Raw genomic sequence first — 14484 nt, 5'->3', positions numbered from 1 at the left:
TTTCTATTGGTTGCGGTATTTATACAGTAAGTACATAAAGAACGGTGCGCCAATGGCCGATGTGAAAATGCCGACAGGCAAATCGAGCGGCGGGAGCGCGACGCGGGCAATCAGGTCGGCACAGACAACGATAAAGGAACCGGACAGAGCCGCTACCGGCAGCAAAGCACCGAATGAAGGACCGACCAGCTTGCGCGCGATTTGCGGCGCAAGCAGGGCAACAAAACCGATCGCACCGCCGATGGCAACTGCTGCCCCCGCAAGCGCTACACAGAGGAACAGCAGCAGAGCTCTCTGCCGTTCCACATGGTGTCCGACGCCCTGGGCTACCTCGTCCCCCAATTGCTGGATGTTGATGTTCCGTCCGAGAAGGAATGCCATTGGGATAAACACCAGCGTCCACGGCAGAAGGGTAAGAACATCGTTCCAATTCGTTCCGTATACGCTTCCTGTTAGCCACACCATAGCTTTGCTTGTCAGATAAATCGGACTGGTAACCAGCAGCAGGGTAGTGAGTGCCGACATGCACGATTGGATGCCTACTCCAATAAGGACAAGCCGCAGGGCGCTTACGCCTTTTTTCCAGGCTAGCATATAGATAAGTACGGTCACGATTCCCGCGCCGAACAGCGCCGATACCGGGAGCCATTGAATAGAAGCTGTAGGAAATAGCATGATGAATCCAATGGCTGCAACAGATGCTCCGCCTGTAATGCCGAGCAGGTCGGGAGAGGCAAGCGGATTGCGTACCATTCCTTGAAGAATGGCTCCCGATACTGCCAGGCAGGCCCCCACCAGTATGGCTGTGAGCACGCGCGGCAGGCGGAACGTCTGGATAATCAATGCATGTTCAGCCGCTCCGATGCCGAGCAGTGTCTTCATTACATCCGTCGGTTGAATAAAGAAATCTCCTATTCCTACGCTCAGGAGAAATAATGCCAGTGTAAGCAGCAAAAATAGTAGAGTGATGATCACGGCGCGTTTGTCGATCAGGAAAGAGAACGGCCACCTCTTGCCTCGTACATATACATACTTTCTCATGACTGCGCCGCTCCTTTCCGTGCCGCATAAATAAAGAACGGCGCCCCGAGCAGTGCGGTCATAACTCCGATCGGCAGCTCTTTCGGCATAGCCACGAAACGGGCCGCAATGTCCGCAAGCAATAACAAAATCGCACCGAGCAGCGCGCTGTACGCTACCATCCAGCGCATATCAATACCAACGATCGCACGCGCGATGTGCGGAATGATAAGTCCAATAAAGCTAATGGGTCCGGCGACTGCGATGGAGCTGCCGGCCAGTATGACAATCAGAAGACCTGCCGCTACTTTGACAAGCGCAGTCCGCTGACCGACCCCTCTGGCTACGTCTTCTCCGAGCCGTAGCGTATTCATCGGTCCGGCGATAACGAACGATGCCGCAATTGCCACCGCCATATAAGGAAGCACGGATACGAGAACGTCCAGTTTGCGTCCGGCCACTGATCCGGCCAACCAGAACAGCACTTCTTCCATAGCTGACTCCCTTATTAATAGAATGCCCTGTGTAAACGAAGAAGCGAGCGCATACATCGCCGCGCCTGCCAGCGTAAGCTTAAGCGGCGTTGCTCCTTCCCGGCCTAACGAACCGAGCGCATAAACGGCGATTCCGCTTAACGCCGCTCCGAAAAAGCCAATCCATGTCAGCGCGGTCAGTGTGCTGACAGAAAAGAAGGCAACGGCAATGACAATGACAAGCGATGCTCCGGCATTGATCCCAAGAATGCCGACATCAGCCATCGGATTACGTGTAAGCGCCTGGATGAGCACCCCGCAGATACCAAGGCACATTCCGACAGCGACCGCAATCAGCGCCCGGGGAATCCGGGCTTCCCTAATGACGATATGCTCGTTCGTTCCCGAAAAATTTGTATAGGCTTCCAGCAGCGTGCGCCAGCTTGTGTGGATGACGCCAAACACGATACTGGCGTATACCGCAGACACAAGAAGAATGGCGCCGATGAGAAGCCCTGCAATTTTTAATTGAATGTTTGGCAGTAAAACTTTCATCCCTTTTCCTACTTCCGTCTTCATCTAATATGATGTATATTTATTTTTCAATTCATTGATAAAGTTTACGGGCATCTAAGGGATCTGTCAATGATTTTGAGATTCATTATCACTTATTTAGCATATTCTATTGACAAAAAGAAGCAGAGCAGATAGGATAAAAAAAGTTAATGATAATCATTATCAAATATAAAAATAAAGGGGAGAACAACTGTGTTTGCTACATACGCACGAAAGAAAAGAAATATGTTTACATTCCTGGCTATGCTGCTCGCTTTTGCAGTATTTGTCGCCGGATGCGGCTCACAGCAAACCGTCTCTGAAAAAGGCGGGGAAGAGACGAAGAAGGAAGAAGCGACCCGCACGGTAAAACATGCAATGGGAGAGACAAAAGTGCCGGAGCATCCGCAAAAAGTGGTTATTCTTACCAATGAAGGTACGGAAGCGTTGCTGGCGCTTGGCGTAAAGCCGGTCGGTGCGGTGAAATCGTGGACAGGGACGGATGAACCGTTCTATAAGCATATCGCCAAAGACATGGAAGGTGTAACGGTAGTAGGAGACGAACATCAACCGAACCTGGAGAAAATTGCCGCGTTGAAGCCGGACTTGATTCTGGGCAATAAAATGCGTCAAGAGAAAATTTATCAGCAGCTCTCCGCCATTGCACCGACTGTATTTAGCGAAGAGTTGCGTGGTGCCTGGAAGGACAATTTCAAGCTGTATGCCGAGGCGCTGAACAAAAAGGCGGAAGGTGACAAATTGCTGGCTGATTGGGATAAGCGCATCGCTGACTTTAAGCAAAAGGCCGGGGATAAGCTTTCCACGAAAGTATCCGTTGTCCGTTTCATGACAGGGAAAACACGTATTTATTACAAAGATACATTCTCAGGTATCATTCTTAATGAAATTGGCTTTGCCCGTCCGGCTGCACAGGACAAAGATGAGTTTGCCGATGAGGTGACAAAAGAACGTATCCCGGAAATGGACGGCGACATTCTATTCTATTTCACATATGAAACAGGTGACGGCCAGGCATCGCAAGCTGAGAAAGAGTGGACGAATGATCCGCTGTGGAAGAATCTAAGTGTCGTGAAGAAGGGGCAGGCCCACAAAGTGGATGATGTTATCTGGAATACGGCAGGCGGCATAAAAGCAGCCAACCTGATGCTTGATGATTTGGAGAAATACTTTTTAAAGCAGTAATATTAGATAGTGCAAAAAGCAAAAGCGGGGAAACAAGCACTCAACTTGTTTCCCCGCTTTTTATCGCTTTGCGCGGCATTGTACAGCGTTTGGGTTGTTTGGTTATTGTCCGATTTTCGCTGAGACCCGCTTTTCGAGTTCGTCCAAAATGTCTTTTCCTTCTTCTTTGCTTAACAAATCGAGGCGAGTCAAAAAGTCGATTACGCGCGAAAGGCCGAACAATTGCGTATCGAGCACTTCTTCATACAGCGGGCATTTCGGCATTGTCAGATTGCTGCGCTGTACCTCAATGAGGTGTTCGATTTTATCGGCTTCCGCTTTCAGCAGTTGCAGTGCTTGTGCTTTTATTTCGTTCATAGGAATAGCCACCTTCTCCTTGTCTATCCTTGCATTGTTTAGAAGGAAGTCATTTTTTTTGCCATTTATCTTGAGTATAGCAAAAAAGGAGAAGATGTGCAGTCTTTCGTTATGCTTTTGGGAGATCATTCTTCGGCCGATGGGCAAGCATGCCGTACTGCAGAACTTCGGCGATTTCCGACGCCAACTGCTTCGCGCTTTTTTCTCCGTTGAACAGCCAGCGTTCGGCGGAGGCGTGTATGGTGGCAAATATGCATTCAGCGACGACATCAAGCGCAAGGCCTTCACGGATATGGCCGGCCAGCCAATTCTTCCGGGCGTTCTCACGGATAAGTCCTGTAATCTCTTCATGAATCACCGTAGCTTCCGGTGATTCGTACAGTGCCACACGAACAAGCTCGCGGTTCTTTAGCAAAAACGTAAGCACGTCTTCAATGTTTTGCCGCATCTTCGCAGGAACGTCAGAGGGAGCAAGCGCGGTGACATTGCTGCCGGAGTCGCCGAATACGCGCAACTGCTGCTTAAATTCGGCTACAAGCTCGGAAAGTATCGCCTCTTTGCTCGGAAAATACAAATAGAACGCGGCCTGAGTGAGGCCGGCCGCTTTCACGATATCGCTGACTTTGGTCGCATGATAACCACTGCGGGCGAATTCTTCTGCCGCCGCCTCCATAAGACGATGGCGGCTCTTTTCTCCTTTTTCTGTCCGACCTCGTTTTTTGCTCATAATCGCCCTCTTTTCACTTAGATAACTGGTAAGTCAGTTATATCATGGGTAGTGAGAAAAGAAAACCCATATAGACAGGCGATTATAATTTTGATTTTTAAGGTAAGACTACGACTGTTATCATTATTTTTGCTTCTAGTGTCTTGACTTATTTGCTAAAATTGGTATAATTAATTATAATCATTTTAAATAAACAACATATCTAAATTAACAATATCAGGAGGTTGGAAAATGAAAAACATTACCGAAGTATTGAACCAACAAATCGCCAACTGGACAGTGCTGTACGTAAAATTGCACAACTATCACTGGTATGTGAAGGGAAGCCAGTTCTTCACGCTGCATGCGAAATTCGAAGAATTCTATAACGAAGCGGCGCTTCATATCGACGAGCTGGCTGAACGCCTGCTGGCCTTAAAAGGCGCGCCGGTAGCGACGATGAGCGAGGCGCTTGAACTCTCTTCGGTAAAAGAAGCAACGAACAAAGAAGATGCACGTGAGATGGTGCAAACGCTCATCAATGATTTCGAACAGATCAATAAAGAACTGAAAGAAGGCATGGAATTAGCCGACAAGGAGAACGATGAAGTGACGGGGGATATGCTGCTTGCAATTCACTCATCGCTTGAGAAACATATCTGGATGCTTACTTCATTCCTCGGATAACATGCAGAGGAATGAATAAGGAGAGGATTTTAACGTAGAAAAAGGCAGCGGCCTTTTTCTTCTCTGGATCTTTTTTCTCTCCTTCCGTATTTCTTTATTTCAGGATTTTCACAGAACAGTTAAGAAACGCTCTGGAACATAGCTGGATTCCAGAGCGTTTTTATGTACGGAAGATGGCTTTATATTTTCTCATCGCTTCTCCTCATGCCCGGCCTTGGCGAATGAATACAGCAAGAACGGCGAAGAAATCAGCAGAACCATAAACAAAGCAGCTTCAATTACATGTACATCCATCGGGTATCCACCCCTTAATTGAAAATAATTATTATCATCAATTATAAAGTGGTGTAGAAGATGCGTCAATGAAAATTCGCCTATTTTTAATTTTTCCACTTCCCAATAGGGTAAAAGTAAATTATAATAATTATAATTGAATTGCCTATATGCAAAAAAATTAACCTAGAACAAAAAATGAAAATCATTCTTAATTAGAAATCGGGTGTGCTGCTGTCGTTTACGATAGCAGCATTCGTGCTTTCTGCAGAAAAATTGAGATTTATTATCAGAGGTGAGCGGAAATGAACGAAATAAAATCGACATGTGCGCCGGCTGTATCGGTGAAACCGAACACCGGGACGGACTGGCAGCAGACGTTGAAACGACATGGGGAAGGCATCGCAGCAGTCGTATGCGGAGTGCTGACATTCGGTGCGTGGATGACGCAGAGCAGCGGAACAGTGTGGCCTTTCGTGTTGTATGTGCTGGCATACTTCATCGGAGGATATGCCAAAGCGAAAGAAGGTCTTGTCACGCTGTTCAAAGAGCGGGAGCTTGATGTTAACCTTCTCATGTTGTTGGCGGCCATCGGGGCGGCCAGCATCGGGTACTGGTTTGAAGGAGCGATTTTAATCTTTATTTTCTCGCTGAGCGGTGCGCTGGAAAGCTATACGCTCTCGCGCAGTTACCGTGATATCGAATCGCTGATGGATTTGAGACCCGAGACGGCCCTCCGCTATAAAGACGGAGTAGAGACGCGTATTAAAATCGAAGAGCTGAGCGTAGGCGATCTGATCATTGTCAAACCGGGCGAGCGTATTCCGGCGGACGGAACGATTCGCGAAGGAGTCTCTTCCGTTAATCAGGCATCCATTACCGGTGAGTCCATTCCGGTAGAAAAGGAAAAGGACGATACCGTATTTGCGGGTACACTGAACGGGGAAGGGTCGCTTCTGATCGAGGTCGGGAGCGAAAGTGAATCCAGCCTGTTTTCAAAAATCATTCAGTTGGTGCAGGACGCCCAGAGCGAAATGCCGCCGTCACAGCAATTCATCGAACGGTTTGAAGGGCTGTATGCCAAAACGGTCGTCGGTATCACATTATTGTTGATGCTGATACCGCACTATGCGCTGGGCTGGACATGGTCCGAGACGCTGTACCGGGCGATGGTATTTCTGGTTGTCGCATCTCCGTGCGCGCTGGTTGCTTCCATTATGCCGGCGATGCTGTCTGCTATTTCGAATAGTGCCCGCAGGGGGGTGCTATTCAAAGGGGGGGCCCATCTAGAGAATTTAGCCGGTGTTCGTGCGATTGCGTTTGATAAAACCGGTACGCTGACCATGGGTCGTCCACAGGTGACCGATATCGTGCCGCTGCAGGATTATAGTGAAGAAGAACTGCTGTGGATCACCGGTTCCATCGAAAGTCTTTCCGAGCATCCGATTGGCCGGGCGATAACCGAGAAGGCACAAAATACGGGCCGGCCGCTGGCACGTCCGCAGAATCTGCAGGCGGTGACAGGATTTGGCGTCGTGGCGGAATTTGAAGGCCAGACATGGAAAGTCGGAAAAGAAGCGTTTGTAGACATGGCAAGCGAAAATAAAGAGCTGTTCGGCTTGCTTTCACGTCTGGAAGCGGAAGGCAAGACGGTCATTTTCGCGCAAAACGACAGGGGAATTGCCGGTCTGCTGGCAGTGCAGGATACGCTTCGCGCGGAAGCGAAAGAAACAGTGGCGCAGTTAAGAGAGCTGGGAATTACGGTCGTCATGCTTACCGGGGATAAGCGGTCAACGGCCGAAGCGATGGCTGCCGAGGCAGGCGTAGACGAAGTGTATGCCGAGCTTCTTCCCCAGCAAAAAGTCGAGAGCGTGAAAGCGTTGAAAGAGAAGTACGGCAAAGTGGCGATGATTGGTGACGGGGTCAATGATGCGCCTGCACTGGCCACCGCCTCGGTCGGTATCGCAATGGGGAATGCTGGCAGCGACGTAGCGCTTGATACGGCTGATTTGGTACTGATGAATGATGACCTGACGAAAATTCCGGTGGCGATTCGCCTGGGAAAAAAGGCGGGCCGGATTATCAAACAAAACATCGCCTTCTCGCTCGGCATCATCATTTTGCTTATCCTGTCTAACTTTGCGCAGTCGCTGACGCTCCCGCTCGGCGTCATCGGACATGAAGGAAGCACCATTCTCGTTATTTTAAATGGGCTGCGTCTGCTGAAAAGTTCATGAAAAAGAAAGAATAGCCATGAGGGGATGAGTGCAATGTGGAAAAAGGCGAACGCCTTTTTCTTCCCGGACTCTTCTTTCCTCTCCTTCTCTTTCCTTTTTTTATTCTTCTGCTGCTTTCTGTTGTGAAGAGATCGGCAGGATAATATCAAATGTCGTGCCAACGCCGGGCTCGCTATATGCTTCAATATAGCCCTTGTGGTTTTTGATGATGTTGTAGCTTACCATTAAACCGAGCCCGGTTCCTTTTTCTTTCGTTGTATAGAAGGGTTCACCCAGCCGCTGAATTTTCTCCGGGGAGATCCCCACACCCTGATCGGAGAAGCGGACGAGCATGTGCTTTTCGTCTTTGCGCAGAACTCGAACATGAATGTTCCCTCCCTGGGGCATGGCTTCAAGCGCATTCTTTAAAATGTTGATGAATACCTGCTTTAGCTGATTAGCTTCGCAATCCACCTGCGGCAGGTCCGGTCCGTAATTGGGGATAATCCGGACGTTTTTCATAATGGCCTGCGTTTCAAAGAGGTTGATTGTATGCTGGACGATCTCCTGCAGAGAATTTTTGCTGAAACGGACATGCTGCGGTTTGGCCAGCATCAAAAAGTCGCTAATAATTAATTCGATACGATCGACCTCGGACAGCATAATCTTCGAATAAGGAAAATGTGTGTCTCCTTCCTGATTAAACAGCTGGATGAATCCTTTCAGCACGGTTAACGGGTTGCGGATTTCATGCGCAACCCCTGCCGCCAGGCTTCCGGCGATTGATAAGGTGTCGGCTTTGCGCAGCGCATCTTCGGTCTTTTTGCGATCGGTAATGTCTCGAATCACTCCCATTATGGCCGGCTGCTTGTTGTATTGAATCGGTGTGACCGCCACATCTACGTCAAGAATGCTGCCATCTCGATGAATGAGCTTTTCCTCAACTGGCTCTGCGGAAATGTTCTCTTTCATCATTTTTTGAATGCGTTGTTTGACTCCTTCGTGATAATCCGGATGGATATAATCGAAGAGCGACTGACCAATGAGTTCCTGCGGGTCGTCATAGCCAAGCATGCGGGCACCGGATGTGTTAATGAATAGACATTTTCCTTCTTGATGGACCAGAATCATGTCAGGGGAGAGCTCTACGAGTCGCCGGTACAGCTGCTCGCTTTCACGCAACTGTTTTTCTTTCTCCTCTAAGGCCTGTTTCGAGAGATGAGAGGAGATGACATCCCGGCGAATTACGATGTAGAGTACAATTCCGGTAATAAACGTAAATATGAGTGCTTTGGTAACATTAATCAAATACGTATTCGCAGACTGATCCAGTATTTCCATAATAAATTTGTCGGACACTAGAATGTATATGGAAGAGAAAAGAATATAAAGGATGGGTATTTTATAGATTTTGAAATCGGAAAACATAAAGATTCCTCCGTCTTTAGCAAAGTCGCTTCTATCATATTACTATATCCGTAATTTTTATCGAGATTAAATGCAAAAAATTTTAACCTAAATTTGTATTTTACCCGCATATTCTACTCTTTCTTTTTTACTAAACAAAAATATTTATCGGAGACGAAAGAAGAGCAGCAGATGTATCGGGAAGAAAATCCGGATTGGGTGGCAACCTGGGACCCTGACTGGGGCGATCGCATGACGGAGCTTGTGTTCATTGACGTGGGCATGAACCAGGCGGCGTTCGGATGAAAGACAATGGAGGGCATCCTGTGTGTGCAGGATGCTTTTTCTTTTGTGAAAAAGAATCATTATTATTTAATTGTATGCATACAGTGATCAAGAAAAGGAGGGACAAACCATGATGCGTAGTGAAAGCTGGCAATTTGATGTGGGAAGATTTGCGCAGGGGATGATTCTACTCAACTTCGCTCTGTTTTTGTACAAGGTTATAAAAACCGGGGAAATCAATCGGCTGGTGGCGCCGTCCTTTGTTTTTTTAACGGTAGGAATGATGGTGCTGATATGTTTGATGACCGTATATGCTTTCGTTACTTGTCTGCATCGTAACGGAGAAGAGAGTAGATGCGACTGCTGCGATCGCCCGCTTCGTTCGCCGCTGCGCCTATCCTGGCTGCTGCTCATGGTGCCTTCTGTGCTGGGCATCTGTTTTCCGGTTTCATCGCTGGGCACTTCTATGCTGGATACGGCGCGACACACGGTTCCACAAGAGAAAGATCGTGTGCCGTCTGCTGTTATGCCACCTTTGTTTGATAATCGCCTGCTCTCTTTGTCGCAGTCCCACTCATCGGAAAAGGCGGCCGAACTCTCGCTTCTGGATATGCAGGAGCATTTTTATGATAAGAAGGAACAGTATATAAAACGGCCATACAGGCTGACGGGCATTGTCTACCATCCGCCCGGCTGGCCGTCCGAACGGATTATCCTGATGCGCTTTGCGATCTCCTGTTGCGCCGCCGACGCGATTCCGATTGGTGTAATTGCCGAAAGCCCGGTTATGGCACGATTGAAAGACAATACATGGGTGAATGTGCAGGGCGGGCTGAACGTACGGCAGATGCCGGGAGCAGACGCACTTGTGCCGTTGAATTGGACGTACGGTCAGGTGGTGCAGCCGGTTCTGACAGCGTCGCAGGTTGAAGTGATTCCAGAGCCTGCTGAACCATATCTTTCGGTGCCGGTAATCGACCTGACCGGAGGTGAAAGCTAACGTGTGGCAGAATGCGCAAACCGTTTTCTTATCCATTCTTCTTGAATCGCTTCCGTTTGTTTTGGCGGGAGTACTGGTTTCATCTGTTATTCAAAGCATGGTATCGCAGGAGACATTTTTGCGCATGATACCAAAGCGCAAAACGCTGGCAGTCGTTTATGCTTCGCTCTTGGGGCTTGTACTGCCGGTATGCGACTGCGGCGCAGTGCCGGTGGCACGGAGTTTAATGCAGAAGGGAGTACCGGTTTCGGCGGCGATGGCATTCGTGCTTGCGGCACCAGCGATAAATCCGCTGACGATGGTAGCGACCTATGTGGCGTTTGGCGGCAGCACCGTAATGATGGGATTACGCACCGTGGCGGCCCTAAGTATCGCAGTCCTGGTGGGCTGGCTGTTCCTCTGGTTGCGAATCGAGAAGGTTAAGCCATTTCCGCTGGCACCTGTCGCGCTGTCTGCCACCGTTCCGACTTCTGGTACCCGATTTTTTTTAATAGCAGGTGTTCTTGGTCATGCATTGAGGGAATTGTTTGAGGTTGGCGTGTTCATTGTTGCGGGTGCAGCGGTGGCCGCCGCTATTCAAGTATGGTTTCCCGCATCCATACTGAGTGCGGTAGGGCAGCATCCCATAGGCTCGGTAGTGGGAATGATGGGGCTCGGTATTTTGTTTTCGCTATGTGCTCAGGCTGATGCGTTCGTCGCCCGTTCTCTGGCCGGAGTAAGCACAGTGGGCGGCGTTTTTGGTTTTCTGGTGATTGGGCAGATGATTGATATTCGTAATTTTTTGCTGCTGCCGCGCGCATTTCATCGAAAAGTAGTAATCCTGACATTCTTTGTTACTTTTGTGCTTACTCTTTTACTTGGAGTGATGGTGAATTACACGGATCTTTCGACTAAATGAATTAGGGAGAAACAAAAACGGAGCGATCTTCTGCTCCGTTTTTGTTTTGAACTCGCTGTTCAAGTGACCAAACGGTCCGGTTGTTTTTTATACGTAAGAAAATAATAATCGTATGGATTCTTTTCGTCTTTGATGCCTTTTTGCTTGGAGACGAGTTTCCATTCTGTTATATCGATCTCAGGGAAGTAGACGTCACCTTCAAAGCTTGCTTCGATTATGGTTAGATGAAGCGTGTCGACATACGGCAAAAACAATTTGATAATCTGGGCGCCGCCGATCACGTCAATCGGTTCCCCTTTAAAGCGCGTAAGCACTTCGTCTACAGAATGCAGGACCACGCATTCTTCCGCCCTATAATCCGGATTTTGCGTAAGCACTACGTTTGTGCGGCCCGGCAGCGGACGACCGATGGCCTCATGCGTTTTTCTGCCCATCACGATGACATGCCCCATTGTGAGGTTCTTAAAATGTTTCAGGTCGGCCGGCAGATGCCAGGGAAGCCGGTTCTCTTTGCCGATGACCCGGTTCCTATCCATTGCGACGACGATGGAAATCATGAGAACGTCTCCTTAAAGCTGGTTATTGGCCGGACGAGAGCGGTTTGCCGCTGTCGTTCCATAGCCATTCCTCCAAGATTTTTGCGGTGCGAGGTGCCATACCGTCTCCGTATTCAAAAGGGTATACGGTTTGAACGATAAAGTACCTGCCCGCATGTTTGCCGAGCAGCAGGCGATGAGAGTACCCCTGTTCTGTATACGCGTATGCTCTGATGGCCCACGGCGTATCTTTGATCTGCTGCTCATGCTCCGCTTTGTATCCGTACGTTTGAATGAAGGACACCATGTCTTCTTCGTTTTGCGAATGATTGGCCGGGAAGTATACGTTCATGAACGCTTTATCGTTACGGTATCCGTTGAAGTTTACGATAAACTGTACGGAGTCACCTTCACCGGAACTGGCCTTCTCCGCAATCATGTCGGACGGATAATACGTGGTGAACGGCCAGTTTTGCTCTTTGAACAGCTTCAGCGTAATTTTCTCCGGCATGCCTTCAATATAAATGATGCCATCTTTCACGGCCGGACGGCTCTGTCCATTCCCGCCGGAAAGCGGTGGCAGCAGCGCCGGATCGGACGGTTCTGCCGGGCGGGCTTTCAACGTCGACAATCCCCGCTCTTTGGCCGTTTTCAAAAGCTGTACCGCCTCTGCGCGAGTCAGCGGATCTTTGCCCCGGTACGCCTCGATACTTGTCTCCCCGGGAACTTTGCCGAAAGCCAGCTTTTTGCCCAGTACATACTGAATTGCATTGTTTCCCGAGTAGTGTACTCCGTCTGCTGCAGCGATCAGCTCGGCTACCTGCGTCCGGCTAATGGTGGTATGGCGTGCCTTCGTATTATGTAAGCCGGCGAGCGGGTAGCCGAGACTGTGCGCTTTTTTATAATACGGTTCGGTCCATTCTTTCCCCGTCATCTCGAGGTCTTGGACATACAGGCCTACCAGCATACGGAGAAATTCTGCTTCGGTGACCGTGCGGTTCGGTTTAAAAGTTCCGTCTCCATACCCGCTAATCACATGCATGCTGACTCCCCACGAGATTGCCCCGTTCTTCCAGGCCCAGTGGCCAGCAGGGACGTCAGTGAACGCGGGAGCGGCCGCTGCAGTTCCGCTTCCCGAGAGAAGCATAAGTGCGGCAGTGGCGGAGGCGACGGTTTGCGTAACACGTTTCTTAAGCATAAACAAGCTCCTTCCTGATCGATTTCCTATCTCTTAAGACGAAGGAAAAAGCAGGAAGGTTTCCGCTAATGCTGCAATTAGCCCTATCTGACTACGCGATTGCTGAACGTGTTAAGAAGCGGGCCTGCTTCGCAGGCGTACGGCAATCCAGAGAATGATGCTCGCACCCAGCAGTACGCCCAGTGCCAAGAGACCGTAGTCATGCACGGCGGTCCCGATTTTATCGATATAGCGGCCGAACGCACGGCCAACCATGAAGAACACAAGTGTCCAGGCGAAACCTACCGTATAGGAAAACAGCGCATAGCTCGCAAACGGCATACGTCCAATACCGACGAGGTAGGGTACAAGATGGCGAACGATCGGAAATGCATAGCTGATGCACAGCGAATAAGAACCGTACTTGTTGATTAGGTCGTATGATTTGGTTAAATATTTATCAATGTTTTTCTTCTTTTGCAGTTTATTCAGCACCGGCGGTCCCATTACACGCCCCAGGCCATAACCGATGGACAAGCCGGAGACCACGCCGAGATACGTAATAAGAAACGCAGGGATAGGATCGAGCAGGCCGAGCGCAGTCACGAATCCCCCGGTCATAACCACGACTTCATCTGGAATCGGCATGCCGACGATGCCGAGCCATAAACAAAAAAAGAGCGCGGCATAGCCGTACTGCCCGATAAGCCCAATTAATGTATCAACGTCCATATTATCCCCCATTATGTTTGATTTCTTTCCCCATTATAAAGAGTTTCCCATAAGATTAAAAGATTGCCGACAAATTGAGGAGCATGCAGCATAAGTGCAGGAAGCAAGTGCAATTAAATAATTTTTTGAAATAAATTTGAACAAAATGTGATAATCCCTAAAAAATGTGGGTAAGAATTAACTATTACTACATTTTTGTAAAGGGGTTTTCAAGTCATGAATTGGATTGCTAAGCAATGGCACAATGCATGGGCCAATTATTACGCATCCAAGATTGAGAGCCTGGACAGCAGTGAGGATCGGTACGATGCAGATGTACGTACGTATCATTCGAAAAAGTTTATTTCTCATTATGAAGCATTGTATGGAGCTGAACAGCAAAATCAGGCAAGCGACGAATCTATGCGCATCTTTTAATAAAGCCACCATAGCTTTTCAGACGCAACCCCGACATGAAAATGATGGGAAGGACGTCTGACTTTTGCGGTACGAAGGAAAATAGGGAAGAGAACGAGGAGATGATTTCAATGTGGAAAAAGGCGAACGCCTTTTTTTTCCTGGATCTTATTTCCTCTTATCTCTCCTTCTTTCCTCACAATTTTCACAGAAAAGATACATGTCTTGCAAAAACTTCGTCAATGGGTTATTATATAGTCATCAAAACGAATACAGAGCCTGCGATGTGCGATTCATTTTTATTGTTTCGAACCTTACGAATAACAAGGGAGTCCAAGATTAAGCTGTGGACGCTATGCTCGCTGTGAGTGAGACAGCGGAAGTAGTTTTGCGGACACCCACCTGCGAGAGCGGGTTTTGAAACATGGGGATGAAACGGCATAGGCGGGGTTATATATGTATGAATGAAGAAGAACACTTTTGTCGGACGTAACGTGTTCTTTTTATTTGTCTGCACATGAAAAAACTCTCATCCCAGGTGATGAGAGTTTTTTCATGTGCAG

The 14484-nt window shown here is 48.6% G+C and carries 15 protein-coding genes and 1 other RNA gene; 8 read left to right on the top strand and 8 right to left on the bottom strand.

Features of this window, described 5'->3' with window-relative positions:
- Positions 1-3 precede the first annotated feature (3 nt).
- Together B2899_RS17560 and B2899_RS17555 are read right to left on the bottom strand one after the other, a co-directional pair.
- The gene (locus B2899_RS17560; protein ID WP_146810451.1) at positions 4-1041 is read right to left on the bottom strand and encodes a FecCD family ABC transporter permease; all 1038 of its coding nucleotides are present in this window, start codon (positions 1039-1041) and stop codon (positions 4-6) included.
- Positions 1038-2048, bottom strand: a complete 1011-nt coding sequence (locus B2899_RS17555; RefSeq protein ID WP_146810453.1) for a FecCD family ABC transporter permease — start codon at positions 2046-2048, stop codon at positions 1038-1040. The genes B2899_RS17560 and B2899_RS17555 overlap by 4 nt, the downstream gene beginning before the upstream one ends.
- Positions 2049-2294: 246 nt before the next feature.
- Between B2899_RS17555 and B2899_RS17550 the strand changes: the two genes are divergently transcribed.
- Positions 2295-3251: an ABC transporter substrate-binding protein gene (locus B2899_RS17550; RefSeq protein ID WP_146810472.1), complete on the top strand. Its 957-nt coding sequence runs from the start codon at positions 2295-2297 to the stop codon at positions 3249-3251.
- Positions 3252-3353: 102 nt separating this feature from the next.
- On the opposite strand, the gene B2899_RS17545 is transcribed toward B2899_RS17550, so the two are convergent.
- On the bottom strand, positions 3354-3608 hold the full coding sequence (locus B2899_RS17545) for a DUF1507 family protein (protein ID WP_146810456.1): 255 nt from the start codon (positions 3606-3608) through the stop codon (positions 3354-3356).
- Between the two features lie 109 nt (positions 3609-3717).
- On the bottom strand, positions 3718-4335 hold the full coding sequence (locus B2899_RS17540; RefSeq protein ID WP_146810459.1) for a TetR/AcrR family transcriptional regulator: 618 nt from the start codon (positions 4333-4335) through the stop codon (positions 3718-3720).
- A 231-nt stretch (positions 4336-4566) separates the two neighbouring features.
- On the opposite strand from B2899_RS17540, the gene B2899_RS17535 reads away from it, so the two are divergent.
- Both B2899_RS17535 and B2899_RS17530 read left to right on the top strand, forming a co-directional pair.
- A complete protein-coding gene (locus tag B2899_RS17535; protein WP_146810461.1) occupies positions 4567-5001 on the top strand; it encodes a Dps family protein in 435 nt (144 codons plus the stop codon).
- A gap of 578 nt (positions 5002-5579) precedes the next feature.
- A complete protein-coding gene (locus B2899_RS17530; protein ID WP_286887439.1) occupies positions 5580-7511 on the top strand; it encodes a heavy metal translocating P-type ATPase in 1932 nt (643 codons plus the stop codon).
- A gap of 99 nt (positions 7512-7610) precedes the next feature.
- Here B2899_RS17530 and B2899_RS17525 read toward each other — a convergent pair whose 3' ends face one another.
- Complete coding sequence (locus B2899_RS17525; RefSeq protein ID WP_286887436.1) at positions 7611-8918, bottom strand: PAS domain S-box protein; 1308 nt, start codon at positions 8916-8918, stop codon at positions 7611-7613.
- A gap of 171 nt (positions 8919-9089) precedes the next feature.
- On the opposite strand from B2899_RS17525, the gene B2899_RS17520 reads away from it, so the two are divergent.
- The 3 genes from B2899_RS17520 to B2899_RS17510 all read left to right on the top strand — a co-directional run bounded on the left by B2899_RS17520 (position 9090) and on the right by B2899_RS17510 (position 11080).
- On the top strand, positions 9090-9203 hold the full coding sequence (locus tag B2899_RS17520) for a GTP-binding protein (protein WP_146812414.1): 114 nt from the start codon (positions 9090-9092) through the stop codon (positions 9201-9203).
- A 109-nt stretch (positions 9204-9312) separates the two neighbouring features.
- Positions 9313-10182 (top strand): TIGR03943 family putative permease subunit, encoded by an 870-nt coding sequence (locus tag B2899_RS17515; RefSeq protein WP_286887434.1) that lies wholly within the window; start codon positions 9313-9315, stop codon positions 10180-10182.
- A 1-nt stretch (position 10183) separates the two neighbouring features.
- Positions 10184-11080: a permease gene (locus B2899_RS17510; protein WP_286887432.1), complete on the top strand. Its 897-nt coding sequence runs from the start codon at positions 10184-10186 to the stop codon at positions 11078-11080.
- A 59-nt stretch (positions 11081-11139) separates the two neighbouring features.
- Here B2899_RS17510 and B2899_RS17505 read toward each other — a convergent pair whose 3' ends face one another.
- The 3 genes from B2899_RS17505 to B2899_RS17495 all read right to left on the bottom strand — a co-directional run bounded on the left by B2899_RS17505 (position 11140) and on the right by B2899_RS17495 (position 13525).
- A complete protein-coding gene (locus B2899_RS17505; protein WP_286887431.1) occupies positions 11140-11637 on the bottom strand; it encodes a dihydrofolate reductase in 498 nt (165 codons plus the stop codon).
- A gap of 22 nt (positions 11638-11659) precedes the next feature.
- A complete protein-coding gene (locus tag B2899_RS17500) occupies positions 11660-12814 on the bottom strand; it encodes an S-layer homology domain-containing protein (protein ID WP_286887429.1) in 1155 nt (384 codons plus the stop codon).
- A gap of 111 nt (positions 12815-12925) precedes the next feature.
- Positions 12926-13525: a DedA family protein gene (locus tag B2899_RS17495; protein ID WP_146812409.1), complete on the bottom strand. Its 600-nt coding sequence runs from the start codon at positions 13523-13525 to the stop codon at positions 12926-12928.
- Positions 13526-13741: 216 nt separating this feature from the next.
- Between B2899_RS17495 and B2899_RS17490 the strand changes: the two genes are divergently transcribed.
- Both B2899_RS17490 and ssrS read left to right on the top strand, forming a co-directional pair.
- Entirely contained in the window at positions 13742-13942 is a 201-nt protein-coding gene (locus B2899_RS17490) for a hypothetical protein (RefSeq protein ID WP_146812408.1), read from the top strand.
- A gap of 252 nt (positions 13943-14194) precedes the next feature.
- Positions 14195-14376: non-coding RNA, 6S RNA (ssrS, locus tag B2899_RS17485), on the top strand.
- Positions 14377-14484 lie beyond the last annotated feature (108 nt).

The sequence above is a fragment of the Aneurinibacillus sp. UBA3580 genome, from assembly GCF_002375825.1.
GTDB classification, from domain to species: domain Bacteria; phylum Bacillota; class Bacilli; order Aneurinibacillales; family Aneurinibacillaceae; genus Aneurinibacillus; species Aneurinibacillus danicus.
The sequence above is the reverse complement of the archived record's forward strand: the minus strand, read 5'-3'. Positions and strand labels throughout refer to the sequence as shown.